The 14,300-nt window shown below is 67.5% G+C and carries 12 protein-coding genes; 3 read left to right on the top strand and 9 right to left on the bottom strand.

Features of this window, described 5'->3' with window-relative positions; translation table 11 throughout:
- Window positions 1-115: 115 nt before the first annotated feature.
- The 9 genes from QZY48_RS15055 to QZY48_RS15015 form a co-directional block, all read right to left on the bottom strand.
- Window positions 116-1,300, bottom strand: a complete 1,185-nt coding sequence (locus QZY48_RS15055; protein ID WP_295432172.1) for an SAM-dependent methyltransferase — start codon at window positions 1,298-1,300, stop codon at window positions 116-118.
- 336 nt (window positions 1,301-1,636) lie between these two features.
- The gene (locus QZY48_RS15050; RefSeq protein WP_295432170.1) at window positions 1,637-2,890 is read right to left on the bottom strand and encodes a cyclopropane-fatty-acyl-phospholipid synthase family protein; all 1,254 of its coding nucleotides are present in this window, start codon (window positions 2,888-2,890) and stop codon (window positions 1,637-1,639) included.
- Complete coding sequence (locus tag QZY48_RS15045) at window positions 2,890-3,657, bottom strand: DUF1365 domain-containing protein (RefSeq protein ID WP_295432168.1); 768 nt, start codon at window positions 3,655-3,657, stop codon at window positions 2,890-2,892. Before QZY48_RS15045 ends, QZY48_RS15050 begins: the two co-directional genes overlap by 1 nt.
- Complete coding sequence (locus QZY48_RS15040) at window positions 3,654-4,997, bottom strand: FAD-dependent oxidoreductase (RefSeq protein WP_295432165.1); 1,344 nt, start codon at window positions 4,995-4,997, stop codon at window positions 3,654-3,656. The genes QZY48_RS15045 and QZY48_RS15040 overlap by 4 nt, the downstream gene beginning before the upstream one ends.
- A gap of 311 nt (window positions 4,998-5,308) precedes the next feature.
- Complete coding sequence (locus tag QZY48_RS15035; RefSeq protein WP_295432162.1) at window positions 5,309-5,911, bottom strand: hypothetical protein; 603 nt, start codon at window positions 5,909-5,911, stop codon at window positions 5,309-5,311.
- 215 nt (window positions 5,912-6,126) lie between these two features.
- On the bottom strand, window positions 6,127-6,657 hold the full coding sequence (rfaH, locus tag QZY48_RS15030; protein ID WP_295432160.1) for a transcription/translation regulatory transformer protein RfaH: 531 nt from the start codon (window positions 6,655-6,657) through the stop codon (window positions 6,127-6,129).
- 55 nt (window positions 6,658-6,712) lie between these two features.
- On the bottom strand, window positions 6,713-9,040 hold the full coding sequence (locus QZY48_RS15025) for a polysaccharide biosynthesis tyrosine autokinase (protein WP_295432157.1): 2,328 nt from the start codon (window positions 9,038-9,040) through the stop codon (window positions 6,713-6,715).
- A gap of 6 nt (window positions 9,041-9,046) precedes the next feature.
- Window positions 9,047-9,838, bottom strand: coding sequence for a polysaccharide biosynthesis/export family protein (locus QZY48_RS15020; RefSeq protein ID WP_295432154.1), 792 nt, complete (start codon window positions 9,836-9,838; stop codon window positions 9,047-9,049).
- A 71-nt stretch (window positions 9,839-9,909) separates the two neighbouring features.
- A complete protein-coding gene (locus QZY48_RS15015) occupies window positions 9,910-10,713 on the bottom strand; it encodes a CpsB/CapC family capsule biosynthesis tyrosine phosphatase (RefSeq protein WP_295432152.1) in 804 nt (267 codons plus the stop codon).
- Window positions 10,714-11,195: 482 nt separating this feature from the next.
- Here QZY48_RS15015 and QZY48_RS15010 point away from each other — a divergent pair, with 482 nt between their 5' ends.
- From QZY48_RS15010 to QZY48_RS15000, 3 genes are all read left to right on the top strand, one after another.
- Entirely contained in the window at window positions 11,196-12,467 is a 1,272-nt protein-coding gene (locus tag QZY48_RS15010) for a hypothetical protein (RefSeq protein ID WP_295432151.1), read from the top strand.
- 154 nt (window positions 12,468-12,621) lie between these two features.
- Entirely contained in the window at window positions 12,622-13,014 is a 393-nt protein-coding gene (locus QZY48_RS15005; RefSeq protein ID WP_295432149.1) for a hypothetical protein, read from the top strand.
- 328 nt (window positions 13,015-13,342) lie between these two features.
- The gene (locus QZY48_RS15000) at window positions 13,343-14,185 is read left to right on the top strand and encodes a PEP-CTERM sorting domain-containing protein (protein ID WP_295432147.1); all 843 of its coding nucleotides are present in this window, start codon (window positions 13,343-13,345) and stop codon (window positions 14,183-14,185) included.
- Window positions 14,186-14,300: the final 115 nt, after the last annotated feature.

The raw sequence follows: 14,300 nt of genomic DNA, 5'->3' as shown, positions 1-14,300 counted from the left end.
CTCGCAAACGACTGTGGCACCACCTGTTGTCGATCGGCCGGGCCGCACTGGGGTGCGGCGCTCCCAGTCGCCGGGATGATGATCAAGGCCGCGCCGGTGAGCGGGAATTGATGGATCAGAGCCGGTCGCGCAGGTCGCGCATGGAGAATCCGCACCAGGGACCGCTGAGTCCGCGGCTGAGTGCGAGCACCTTGAAGCGCTCGCCCATGGCCGCGGGCAGCAGCAGTTGCTTGACCGCCTGCGCCAGGTTCGGGTCCGCCGCGCCGCCGTCGGCCGCATCCGCCATCAGCCGGTCGATACCGCAGCCGATCAGGAACTGGGCCTGGGTGGCGAACCCGGCGACCGTGAGGTCCGCCGCCAGGGCGGCCTGGGCCACGGCGCTGAAGTCCACATGGGCGCCGATGTCCTGAAGGCCCAGGTGACGGTAGGGGTCCCCGTGCGCCTGGTGGCGCCAGTGGCACATCAGGGTGCCCATGGTGCGGTCCGGCTGGTAATAGGCGGACGCCGGATAGCCATAGTCGATCAGCAGCACCAGACCAGCGTCCAGGCAGCCGCCGAGGGCGGCGCACCAAGGGTGCAGGCGCAGGTTGATCTCCGAGGTGTAGCCCGGGGTCAGGGCCAGCCCCGCTTGCTGGAGGGCGGTGATCGCCGCGGTGAGGCCCGGGGAGCGCACCGGGGCCGCGATCTCGGTCAAGGCCCCGTCGCGCTCGCCCACGCAGACCTCCAGCGGCTCCCCCCCGGCGCCGATACTGAAGCGGTGGACCGGCATGGCGTCCAGCACCTCGTTGGCCAGGACCACCCCGCGCAGGGCCCTGGGCAAACCGGTGAGCCAGGCGCAGCGCCCGGCCAGGTGCGGGACCCGGGCGGTGAGCAGGGCCCGCTGGCGCTCTTGCAGGTCCGGGCTCGGCTCCAGGATCAGGTAGCGGCCGGGCAGGGCGCCCAGATGTTCCAGGCCGGTCAGGACCGCGACGGCCAGGGCGCCGTCCCCGGCGCCGAACTCCAGCACATCGCCCCCGCCGAGCCGCTTCAATGCCTCCGCCGCCTGCACCGCGATGCAGCCGCCGAAGAGCGGCGACAGTTGCGGGGCCGTCACGAAGTCCCCGCCCGCCCCGAACTTGGCCGCCCCCGCCACGTAATAGCCGAGCCCCGGGGCATAGAGCGCCAGGTCCATGAAGCGATCGAAGGGCAGCAGGCCCCCGGCGGCGGCGATCTCGGCGCGGATCAGTTCGCCCAGGCGGGCGCTGTGCCGGGCGGCGGCGGGGTCCGGGGGCGGTGTCGCGGCTGGAGCGGTTGGGTGCATGGGGGGTTGGTCCTGCGAGGTGGGATTTCCGCTGGCCGCGTCGCGACCGTAGGGTGCGCCGTGCGCACCATGGCGCCAACCGAAACCCTGGCCGCGGCGAGCAACCGCAGCCTCTGAAGGTGCGCGCGGCGCACCCTACGTCAATGGTCCGAGCAATTGCGTCTGGTGGTACTGAATAGCGAGTCAAGAACAAGTTAAACACCATCGTTGTCGTAATCGTAGAAGCGATGCACTTCGGGGTGCGATAGAATCCGGGGCGCTACGATAACCTCGATTACGACAACGACAACGACAACGACAACGACAACGACAACGAAAGTGGCGTATAGGCAGTCCCTAAGACGTCGCCCCGCCGCGGTCCGGCCCCGGGACCTCGAAGACGGCCTGCAGCAGGTCGGTCACCCCGCTGTCGAAGCCGACCTCGCAGTAGGCCAGGTAGTAGTCCCACATGCGGCGGAAGCGCGCGTCGTAGCCGAGTGCCGCGACCGCCGGGGCCTGGTCATGGAAGGCGCGGCGCCAGCGGCGCAGGGTTTCGGCATAGTCGGCGCCGTACCAGCGCTCTTCCAGGTGGGTGAGGCCGGCGGCGTCGGCCTGGGCGCGCAGCCGCTCGGGGGAGGGCAACATGCCGCCGGGGAAGATGTAGAGCTGAATGAAGTCGGCGCTGCGCCGGTAGCGCAGGAAGTCGTCCTCGTTCATGGTGATGACCTGCAGGCTGAGGCGCCCGCCGGGGCGCACCAGGCGGCACAGGGCCTGGAAGTAGGTGGGCCAGTAGGCCTCGCCGACGGCCTCCAGCATCTCGATGGAGACGCAGTGGTCGAACTGGCCGCGGATGTCGCGGTAGTCCTGCAGGCGCAGTTCCACCCGGTCGCTCAGTCCCGCGGCGGCGATGCGTGCCTGGGCATAGTCCAATTGCTCCCGCGACAGGGTGACGCCGGTGACGCGCAGCCCGCGCCGCGCCGCGGCCTCGGCGAGCCCGCCCCAGCCGCAGCCGATCTCCAGTAGGTGTTGCCCGGGGCGCGCGTCGAGATCATCGAGCAGGCGTGCGTACTTGCGGACCTGGGCGGTCTCCAGCGATTCGCGCTCCCGGTCCGCGAACAGGGCGGCGGAGTAGGTCATCCCCGGGTCCAGCCAGAGCCGGTAGAAGTCGTTGCCGAGATCATAGTGACGGGCGATGTTGCGCCGGCTCATGCCGGGGCGGTTGTCGCGCAGCCGGTGGGTCAGGCGGTCCAGCCGGCGGGACCAGCGCAGCCCCTTGGGGCCGGCGCCCAGGTGTTCCTCGTTGAGTTGGAGCACGTCCAGGAGGCCCGGCAGGTCCGGGGTCTCCCAGTCGCCTTCCATGTACGACTCGGCAAAACCGATGTCGCCCCGGGTCAGCAGGCGCAGCAGCAGGCGCAGGGGACGCGCAATGACGATCTCCCCCGCGGGACCGGCGAAGCGCCCCCGATAGAGGTCGGCCCGGTCCCCGGGCAGGCGCACCAGCAGGCTGCCGAAGGCGAGTTGGCGGCACAGGGCGGCGAACAGGCGTGACAGACCAGCCGGTCGGGTCCGGCTGGTCAGGGTTCGGGCATCGATCGTTTCTTCGGCTGACATCAGGTGACTTCCTCCCGGGGCGGCATGGGCTTGGGGAAATAGGTGGCGCCGCCCAGCCAGATCTTGAGCGCGTGCCAGTGGATCATGGTGACGACCTTCAACGTCAGGAAGGGAAAGGCCAGGGCCGCCCGCAGCAGGTTGGCGTCGGTGAACGGGCGCAGGGTACCGCGCTGGGCCGCGACCAGCATCAACTGGCCGTCCTCGTACTCGTGGATCACGACGCTCGACTCCTCGCCCTGGTGGGTGAAGCGGAAGCGGTAGTCCGCCTGCATCCCGACGAAGGGCGAGACGTGGAAGCCCTTGGTGCGGGACTGGCGCACCGGCCACTGCAGCGGCTCGCCGTGCTGGTGCAGCAGATAGCCGTGGCGCTCCCCGAAGGTGTTGTGGACCTCGCACAGGATCGCCACCAATTCACCGTCGGGGCCATAGCAGAACCAGGGGGTCATGGGGTTGAAGCCATAGCCCAGGACCCGCGGCATACACTGGATCGCGATCCGCTCGATCGGGATCTTCAGACCCAGCCGGGCGACCTGCCCCAGCAGCCAGTCCCGCAAGGGGGTCCCGTCACCGGCGCCGTGGTCCCGATCATGGAAGGCGAACAGATTGAAGCCGTTATGGGAGAACCAGCGGTGCCCGGCCGCCAACTCGCCGATCCGATCGAGATCCAGGACCAGGCTGAAGACCCGATAGACAAAGCGATAGCGCACCGGGAAGAATCGGCGGTGCATGACCTGCCCGAACAGGAGTTGCCCCGCGGCGGCGTTCATGAATGGGCCGGCTGGGGCTGGGCGCCGACCGGACTCGCGGCGGCGGGGGCCGGGGCACGGGTGCCGGTGTCGGGCCAGGGGGCGGGCACCCCCAGGGCCGCGGCCACCTCGACCGCGGCGCGCAGGCCGTCCTCGTGGAAGCCGTAGCCCAGCCAGGCACCGCTGAACCAGAGCCCGGACTGGCCTTGGATCTCGCGCATTCGCGCCTGGGCGGCGATGGCAGGGGCGTCGAAGACCGGGTGCCGGTAGTCCAGTTGCTCGATCACGAGTTCGGCGCGCGGGGGCTGGGCCGGGTTCAGGCTGACGAAGACGTCGGTGTCCTTGGGCAGGTTCTGCAGGCTGTTCATCCAGTAGGTCAGGGTGACGGACGCGGCCGGGTCCGCAGCCGCGCCGCGCAGGTAGTTCCAGGAGGACCAGACCCGGCGCCGCCGCGGCATCAGGGCCGGGTCACGGTGCAGATAGACCCGATTGGGCCTGGTGTGAAAGCAGCCCAGCAGTTCCGACTCCAGCGGGCTCGGGTCCGCGATCAGGGCCAGGGCCTGGTCGCCGTGGCAGCCCAGGACCAGTTGATCGAAGGTCAGCCGCTCGCCGGTGACGGTCTCCACCTCGACGACGCCGCCCGTGCGCCTGACCTGGCGCACCGGTGTCTCGGTGCGCACCGTGCCGCGCAGTGCCCCCACCATGCGCTGCACATAGCTGCGGCTGCCCCCGCTGACGGTACGCCACTGCGGCCGGTCCGCCAGATCCAGGAGCCCGTGGTTGTTGAAGAAGCGGGCGAAGGAGAGGAACGGGAAGGCGCGCATCTGCTGCGTGGGGCAGGACCAGATGGCCGCGGCCATCGGTAACAGGTAGTGACTGGCGAAGCGCTTGCCGTAGTGTCCCCGGTCCAGAAAATCCCCCAGGGACAGGGTGTCGTCCGCCGGCCGGTCGAGGAAGGCCTTGGCCGCCCGGTTGAAGCGGGCGATGTCGATCAGCATCCGCAGGAAGCCCGGGTTCCACAGGTTGCTGCGCTGCCCGAAGAGTCCGCCGAAGTCGGACCCCGCGTACTCCACCCGGCCGCCGTCGATGCTCGCCGCGAAGGACATGTCGGTCGGGTAGGAGGCGACCCCCAGGTGCGCGAAGAGCCCGCACAGCAGCGGATAGTTGCGGTCGTTGAAGACCATGAAGCCGGTGTCCACCGCAAAGTCGCCGTCGGGGTGCGGGACCATCCGGGTGTTGGTGTGGCCGCCCACGTAGTCGTTGCCCTCCAGCAGGGTGACCTCGTAGCGCCGATCCAACAGCCAGGCGGCCGCCAATCCCCCGATTCCGCCCCCGACGACCCCGATCGATGTTGGTGACACCGCGACCCCCCTGCTGTTGATAAATGCTGTCGGATGAACGGATCCCACAACTGCCTTGGGCAGTTGTCCGACGTCCGTCCAATATTGAAACCCCGGGCGGAGACTACAAGGGGCGGCAATAGCCCAGGGCCGGCCGGTCAGGCGCCGACGGGGCTTCGCCCGGCTAACGGCCATGGCGCCCGCGCCATCCCGGAAGATGAAAGTTGCGGGCGCCATGGCCGTTCCCTCACCCCGCCCTCTCCCAGTGGGAGAGGGGGAATGGGAGCGCGCTCCCGGCGCGACTTTCACGGTAAAGGACCGGCGTTGAGCCCCTAGTCGACCTCGAACGCCGAACGCGGCGCCGGACCTGTCTGCCCCGGCCGCGGCCGCCAGACGTCCCCCCAGGGATAGGGCCTGGCGCGACCCAGGGCGGCATAGCCGAAGATGATCTCGCCCTTGGTGCCGTCGCTCAGCGTCAGTTGGCCGATGCCGTTACTGCCGGACTGATCCCGGATGGTCGCCGCCCAGCCGGCGCGGCCGTCGTTACAGTAGACGTCGTAGATCGCGTCGCGCGATCCGGTGTAGGCGCTGTAGGCGCCCCGACAGGCCTTGTGCCCGCTGGTCACCCGGAAGTTGGAGCTGAAGAGCCCACCCTGGTAGGTGCCCAGATAGAGCCGGTTGTCCATCGCGACGGCGAAGGGCCCCGAGGTGACCTCGGTCACCGGGACATCCTCCGCCTTCGGCTCCTCGAAATAGTCAAGGACATGGCTCACACAGGACGGATAGCTCTCCAGCTCCACATGGGCGCAGAGGCGCTCGGCGTAATCGTCGGGCGAGACATAGGTGACAATGCCGCCGATATGGCCGGGCAGAAAGGAGCCGCAGCCGCTCAGCAGCGCGGTCAGGAACGGGGTAGCCAGGACGGGTCTGTGCATGGGTCTTGCTCTCAGCGGATGGCCCCGGTCGGTCGCGCCGCCCGCCGGGGATCGCAACCCCGCCCCGCGCGTCGGCGTCGTTGGACTGCCTGGGTCCGGACGCCGCCAGTGTAGCCGGTTCCGGCGGCGCGAGGCGTGGAATTGGCACCGCGCGCCGCGGTGCCTGGTCGCGCGCGGCTCGTCGAGCGATGGATGCGCCGCGCCATCGTTCGGGGTCACGCCGGTCCGGCGGGCTGCAAGGTGCGAGGTGCGCAGACGATGTGATTCCGGTCGATCTGAACGCGGGCGACACGGCCCAGCAGATCGAGCAAGACGGCAACCCGCCCCTTCCCCGTTGGCGCCTCGAAGATCGCTTCGATACCAGCGAAGGGTCCCGCGGCAATGGTCACCCGATCGCCTTTTTGAAACGGCTCGGCGCGGACCAGATGACAGGCCGCGGCCGGGTCCTCGGCGGCCATCAACGATTCGACGATCCCCTCCGGCACGGTCGCGGGCTCCGGGCCGAAGCGCACCAGATTGACGACCCCGAGCGTCGAGCGGATTGGGGAAAGATCCTGCACGCCGAAATCCAGCGCCACGAACAGGTAGCGTGGGAACAGGGGCTCGACCACCTCGACCCACCGCCCGCGCAGACGCTTGGGCTGCTTGAGCATCGGCAGGTAGGGCAGAAAAGCCTGCCGCGCCAGGTTCTCCCGGGCGACGGCTTCCTGTCGGGGTTTGGTGAAGACCACACTCCAGGTTCTCATGCGCCGATCCTATCTGATAATGGCGAAACCGTTCAGTCACCCGCTCGCTTGCTCTCTACCCCGACAGCTTTTTCGCCTCGCTGTCGCCGTAATAGCCGCTGTGCTGATAATAATAGTAACTGCGATAGTAGCCGTAGCCGCCCGCGCGGGCCTCAAGCTTGGTCAGGATCGAGCCCAGCAGGGGTATCCGCGCCGCGCGCAAACGTTTGACTGCACCCACGACGTAACCGCGCGGGGTGCTGCCCGCCTCCACCGTCAGCAAGGTGCCCTGGCACAGATTGCCGATGATCAGCGCGTCGGCCAGACCGAGTAGCGGCGGACTGTCCACGATCACCTGGTCGAACCTTTCAGCGGCCAGGCAGAGCAACTCAACCATTCGGGCCGAGGCCAGCAACTCGGCCGGGTTGGGCGGCAGGGGTCCCGACGGGATGGCAAACAGGTTGGGGATATGGGTAGGCCGGGTGATGTCGACCGGCTGCGCCTCCCCGCCGGCCAGGTAGTTGGTCAGGCCGGTCTGATTGTCGAGTCGCAGGGACACATGGATCGAGGGCTTGCGCAAGTCGGCCTCGATCAGCAGTGTTTGCTTGCCGGCCTGGGCGAACTGGATCGCCAGGCTAAGCGCAGTCGTTGATTTCCCTTCACCAGTGGTCGCGCTGGTCACGGTCAGCAGTCGCGGTACGCCGGTCGCGGTGGAGAACTGCAGGGCGGTGCGCACCGAGCGGTAGGCCTCGGCGAAGGCCGAGCGCTGGTCGTCGTGGCCGACCAGGGCAATCGCGCGGCCCTCGGCAGCGAGCCTGGGGGAACTCGGGATGATACCCAACATCGGCAGACCCAGCAGTTTCTCCAGTTCCTCGGGTCGGCGGAAGCTGTCATCGAGATGCTCGAACAGGAAGGCCAGGCCGATACCACCCAGCACCCCGAGCACCAGTGCCAGCAGCCCGTTTTTCCGCGGGTTTGGCGTGAAGGGCGCGGACGGCACCTTGGCCTCGTCCACCACCGAGATGTTGTTGGTGCCGATCCCCGCCGTAACCCCGACTTCCTTGTAACGCTGCAGCAGGCCCTCGTAGAGCTGACGATTGGTATCCGCCTCGCGGCGCAGGATGTTCAACGGGATGCTGCGGCCCTGCAGCGACAGCACTTCTTGTTTCATCTGCTCGAGGTTGGCGCGCAGCATCGCCTCTTCAGCCCTGGCGGCCTCGTAGTTGCCGGTGATCGCGGCCCGAATGTTGTCGATCTCCTGATCGATCGTGGCATCGATCTGATTGATCTGGCTACGCAACTGGACCATGGCCGGAAAGGCCGGCTTGTAGGTGCTGAGATTGTCCTGGTACTGCGCCTCGAGTTTGGCCTTGGTCTGCTTGAGGTCCTGGATGATCGTGCTGTCGAGCACCGCCGCCAGCCCCTGGCCGCGGGTGCGCTCCATCTGTCGGTAGATCGACTCGGCCGCCATCCGCTTCTTGCTGGCATCGATCAAGGCGGCACTGGCCGCGGTCATATTTCCGGTGATGATGCTCTCCTTCTGATCGACGGAGATGATCTCTTCCCGGCGCGAAAACTCGACCAGCTCCCGTTCCGATTCCTCCAGTTTGGCCTTGACCTGCTGCAACCTTTCCTGCAGAAAATTGCGGGCATAGGTGGTGGAGTCGAAGCGCCGCTCGAGATTCAGGTTGATATAGCTCTTGGCCAGGTTGTTCAGGATGGCCGCCGCCAGCACCGGGTTGGGACTGGCGTATGAGAGCCGCACCAGCCGGGAGTTGCGCACCGGCGTAATCGTCAGGCCGCCAAGTAAGCCGCTGATGGCGCCCTCCAGCCGGGCGCTGTCCGCCGCCTGGTCTGGGGCCCCCGCCTCAGACGCGACCGTCGGGTCGGTGTCGCCGCGGGCCAGTAACTCGGCCATCCAGCGCTTCGCCTGGATAACCCACGAGGGCGGGGTCGGGGGCGCTGCCGCCGGGCGGTCGTTCAGGCCCATCTGTTCGACCACCCGCTGGGCCAGGCTGCGACTCTTGAGCAATTCGTACTGCGTCTGGAGGTAGTCCTGGCCGCCGGTGGCGGCATCGACCGGCGCGCCTATCGTCACCACCTTGATATCCTCGCTGTCGATTTGCAGCGTCAGGTCGGCACGGTAGATCGGGGTCTCCAGATAGGTGTTGGTCATCATGGTCGCGACCACAATGAGGGTGACCACGACGATGGTCCAGCGGCGCTTGAGTACGACCTGCCACAACTCGCGCAGGTCCAATCCCTCGCCTTCCGGCTCCTCCTCGGGCCCCAGGGAGTGTGCCGACGGCGCCTGGAGGGGGACACCGTAAGGGCGCTCCAACGGGGCGCGCTCCGGCGGGAGCAAGCGGTGATCGGCCGCGATCGGCAGGTCGGGTGCGTTCATCGCGTCTTAGAAGAAAGAGGCGAACACCGCGAACGGGAAAACGAACTCGAACATCTGCTTGGCGGTATCCTTCACGATGGAGGTGTCTACCAGGATCACGTCCTCGCCCAGGATTTCGGGGTCGGGAACGCGGCCGTCGCGGATTTTAGTCAGATCGTACTCCTTGATATAGCGCGTGCCGTCAAGCCTGTTGCGCATGATTCTGACCGACCTGAGGTTCGCCACGCTTGAGGGGCCGCCGGCGCCGGCCACCGCCTGCATCAGGGTCGTCCGACCCTTGACCGGATAGACCCCCGACGCCTTGACCGCGCCGATCACGGTGACCCGCTGACTGGTATATTCCTCGATGAAGATAATGACCTGCGGGTTTTGCAGATAGTCCTTGGCGAGCCGGGCGGCGATTGCGGACGCCAGTTGCTCGCTGGTCAGGCCAGCCGCCTGGACCAGGCCGATCAGCGGCAGGACGATCTGACCGGTGGCATTGACCCGCACCGAGCGGTTCAGTGACTCAACCCCATACACCTCGATCTTGAGCAGATCCTGCGGTCCGATCAAATAATCCTGGGCGCCTGGCACGTTACCCGCGGCGATGAGGCCCGGATTGTCGGCAGCGGTTGACACTCGGGCCTTGGATGCGGCCTGAGGGTTCGCCGACGCGAGGGCGCCTCCCGCATCCCCGGCCCGCTGGCCGGTGTTGGCACAGGCCGCGAGGGCGAGCGCCAGGGCCCAGGGCGCCGCGCCTGTAAACCACCTTACCCATGATGAAATAAGCAACCTTTGGTCTGTCTTGCCGGACAACTGCGCTAACCCCTGAACACTGGTGCGGACCGCGGTACCCCACGGACCACTGCGCCCCATTAACATGAAATTCACTTATTTAAGAACAATTTTCGCAGCCACGACCGGCCCGCCGGCGGCACGACGACGCCGCTCAGACCCAACGCCGCCGTCAGCGTTACAGGCTCGATATCTTCCAATATACCACGAGGTCGTGTCGCAACCAGTTGCAAGGCTTCGTCCGCCCCCACCCAAGGTTCTGCCGCGCGTCGGCCCTCGGCCAGCAGCGGGGGGCGGCGGTCGACGCCATGGGCATCCGTCGCCAGAATGTGCACCCAGCCCTCGTCCAGCAGACGCTCGGCCCAATACCGGGCGCTTGCACCAAAGCGGCCGGTGAGGCTGCCCGCCGTGACCTGCAACCAGGCGCCGTGTCGCGCCAACTCGACCAAGGCCGCGTAACGGTCTTCGATCCATTCCAAGCGCTCCGGATGAGTGATGATCGGCACATAACCGGCGGTCAGGAGGTTGAACACGGTTTCTTCCAGGCGGGGCGGGGCAACGTGGTGGGGCGGTTCCAACAGAAAATAGCGGCTGTTGTGCAGGGTTGGTACCCGTCCGGAGCGCAGGCCTGCGACCAGGTCCGGCGCCAGATGGGTATCGGCCCCGTAGGTCACCCGCAGCGCGATGTCGGCCTCGTCCAGGTGCACCTGTAGCTCTGCCACCGCCTGGCGGATGGCGGGACCCTGATTCTCATACAGACCCGGGTAGATATGCGGCGTACAGGCCATCACCGCGATGCCGTCGGCCACCGCCAGACGCGCCATCGCCAACGCCGTCGTCAGATCGGGCGCGCCGTCATCAACGCCGGGCAAGAGATGCGAATGCAGATCGACCATAAATTGCTCACCTATCACCCCACAACGTGGACGCATCACGCCCTCCGGCCGCGCAACTATACGCCGAACATCCGAACATAAAGAGTCAACGGCCACACCGAATTTGCCCAGGGCACCGGGGATGACGTATCCTCCCCAGTGGCGGCGGCTGTTCGGGCTCGGGCTGGCGGGCGGTAGCCTTGACCAACCCTCAGGGACAACTGCGATCGGCGTCAACGGCCAGCGACAGAGATGCCGAGCCTTACCGTGAAAGTCCCCTGCGTAGCCAGGCTGGAGCAGTCAGGGCTGGAAGCCCTGACTACGCAGGCTCGCTCGCCAGCGATCGGCATGACTTTCATCTGCCGGGGTGGCGCGGGCGCCATGACCGTTAGCCGGAAGGTCGCATCTTGACGTTGCCCCTGCCCGCGGCAAGGTCCCACGGTCATGGCGGCGCCCGCTGGGCATCTCCTACGGAGTCGGAACCGGCGATTCGCACCGCGAGCATGAACGAACCGCACCACCCGCACCTTATCCGGAACCCGCTGCGGCGCGTCGCCCTCGGCTTGCTGCTCGGGGTCCTGACCTGGCGCATCCTGGTCGTCGGGCTGGCCGACTATTACGCGGAGCTGGGAACACCGGATGCGGCTGTGGCCGCGTTGCGCTGGCGCCCCAACCATCCGGCGGCGCTCTACCAGCGTGCCGAGACCACGATCACGAACGCCCCCGCCGTCGCGTCCTCCCTGCTAGAGGCGTCAATCTGGGGCGATCCCACCGACGGCCTGGCCTATTTCGCCCTGGCGGACCTGTGGGTCGCGGCCGACCGGCGGCCGGAGGCGCTCGCCCTGGCTGAGATCGCCGACCTCCTGGGTCCGATGCGGATCCCGGCGCTGGCGCGCTCGGCCAATTTCTGGTTCACCCAAGACCGGCCGGACCTGGGCCTGCAACGTTGGAGCGCCTTACTGCGCAACCGGCCCGCGTCGGCTGCCGAACTCTTCCCGCGGCTGCTCACATTCGCGGAGGACCCGGCCAGCCGCGCCCTGCTGCTGCCGTTGCTGGACCGGCCGCCGGACTGGTGGGACGGCTTTTTCGCCCACGCCGCGACGCAGGCCTCGCAGGTGGAAACGGTGATCTTCCTGTACCAGTCGCGCAATCGCGAGCACGCCATACCCACCGCCACTGAACAGCGCCTTTACCTGGATCGACTGTGGAAGGAAGGCCGCTGGCGCGCCGCCTACCTCGCGTGGCTGGGGGGATTGGACGCGCGCGCCCAGCAGGCCACAGGAAATCTGTACAACGGCGGTTTCGATCTACCCATCACAGGCTTGGGTTTCGACTGGCGGATCCAACCGGGGCCCGGGGTCACGGTCGAAACCGCTCAGACCTACGGCACCCGTGGTGGACGGGCCCTGCATGTGGCCTTCAACGGACGGCCCGCCCACTTCGAGGACATCCGCCAGCCGCTGTTTCTCGATCCCGGACCCTATCGCCTCCAGGGCCGGGTGCGGCCGGACGGCCTTTCGCCCGGAGCAGGACTGCGCTGGATTCTGGCTTGTAACTGGCAGGCTCCGCGACCCGTGGCGGCCAGCGAGGCCTTCGTGGGCAGGGACGACTGGCAGGTTTTCGGCTTCGATTTCGTGGTGCCGGAAACGGATTGCCCGGTGCAGGTGCTGCGGCTGGAGCAGGTGCAGCCCGCTGGCGAGGGTCTCAACGGCCAGGGCGGGGTCTGGTTCGACGACCTCGCCATTGCTCGTCGCGGCCCGGGGGCTGCGCCGTAGGAGCGGCCCCCGGGCCGCGACGGGTTGCGGCCCGGGCGCGTGGCCGGGGTCGATGATCGAGGCCCACTCGGCCCAGTCGCGATCGGGACTTGCGCGCGCGCCCGCACACCCTTTATTCTATACTTGCGTAAATATGCCGAAGAGGCCTGGACAGATGAAGATAGCGCACAAGACCCTTGGATTGGCGGTGATACTCGCCGGTTACGGCGCGGCGGGCGTGGCGGCGACCGCGTCGGCCCTGATCTATCAGCCGCAAGGGCAGGTCCTGGTCACCAAGACCACGACCACCGTCACGGCCCAGAACGATATGGCGCTCTACGCGGGCGATCGGATCGCGGCCGTCGGCGGCGCGGTCACCGTCGTCTATCCAGACGGCTGTCGGGTCACCGTCCCGGCCAACAGCACACTCACGATCGGCGCGACAAACCAGTGCAGTACCGGGCAGGCGAAGGTGCAGACCGTGAAGGTCGCGGCCGCGCCGCCGGCGCGACGCCCTCCGCCGCCTGGCGTGCTGCCGCCGCCCGATGGCACGCCCGTCTCGCGCTGACCGCCGCCCCGGTGCCGCGCCGCGCGCCAGCCGCCCCTCCGACCGGTGCGGCTGGCCTTGATCGTCGGTCCGGCCCGGAGAGCCGTAGGGTGCGCCGCGCGCACCCATGTCGCCGCGATGCCGTTGCGTCCTTGCGGACGGGGCGCACCGCTCGCCGCCGGAACGATGGTCAAGGTCGCGCGGCCCGGCGCCCAGGCGTAGACCTCGTTTTGGCCTGGACCGCGCGGTGCGGACGGACTGTCGGCGCACTGGATCACGCCCATCGCCCGGCAGGTATAGTACCTAGTCATCAAACCACATTAGCCGTGTCCAGCCAGGAGGATCTACCTTGAAACCGAACACAATTACCGGGGCAGTGCTCGCCGCCTCGCTACTGCTTGGGGCGGTCGCCTCCGGGTCGGTGTATGCCATTGCGGATTTAGTCGTGGACCGCGGGCTGCCAATCATAAACCTCAATAACGCGGCGGGCATCGCCCGCAGCAATATCAGTTGGACCGGGTTCGAGGCCCAGTGGTTCACCGGCGATACCTTTTACATGCCGGAAACGCGCGCGGGACAGCCATGGACGATCGACACCATCCGCATCTGGTCGCCCGCTATGCTGGTCTCCGAATCGCAGCTCAAGGATCACTACTCGTCGATCAGTCTCTACGCCGACCTTTACGATGCCACCGGAGTAACCCCCTTCACCCAGCGCAGTCAGGGTAACATCATCTCCGGCAACCAGAGCGACAACTCAAGTATCACCTTCACCAAGGTAACCTACGCCGACGCGTCGAATTCCGACTACCAGAGTTCAGGCGGCCAGGTCTACCAACTCTGGCAGGTCGATTTTACCAACCTCAATTGGGTCGTCAGCCCGAGCCAGTGGATCCAATTCGGGGTAGACGCCACGGGTCCCGACATGTGGTATACCCACGCCTCGAACGCCGCCTTGAGCGGTTCGACCCAACAAGACGCCGATGGTGCATTCACTTACATCGACCGGACGAACCTGTTGACGATGTTCGATTGCGACAGCGCGCCCGGCTCCGGCACCTCGGCTTTTTGTTCATGGAATAAGTCAAGCGACCTCAATGTCCAGGTCTTTGCCACGCCCGCCCCCGGCTCGCTCGCGCTGGCGCTCATCGGACTGTTCGGCCTGTCCGCCGCCCGGCGCGGCCGGGCCTAAGGTAAGCGTCCAGCCCCCAATCCAACCTTGACCGTCGTCCCGACCAGGCCGCGATCGTACCTCCGGCGACGCGCCCTCGCGGCAGCCCGTCGCGGCCGGGGGGCCGCTCCTACGG

Origin of the sequence: uncultured Thiodictyon sp. (assembly GCF_903828115.1) — a bacterium.
GTDB lineage: Bacteria > Pseudomonadota > Gammaproteobacteria > Chromatiales > Chromatiaceae > Thiodictyon.
This window is presented reverse-complemented; position numbering and strand designations above follow the sequence as displayed.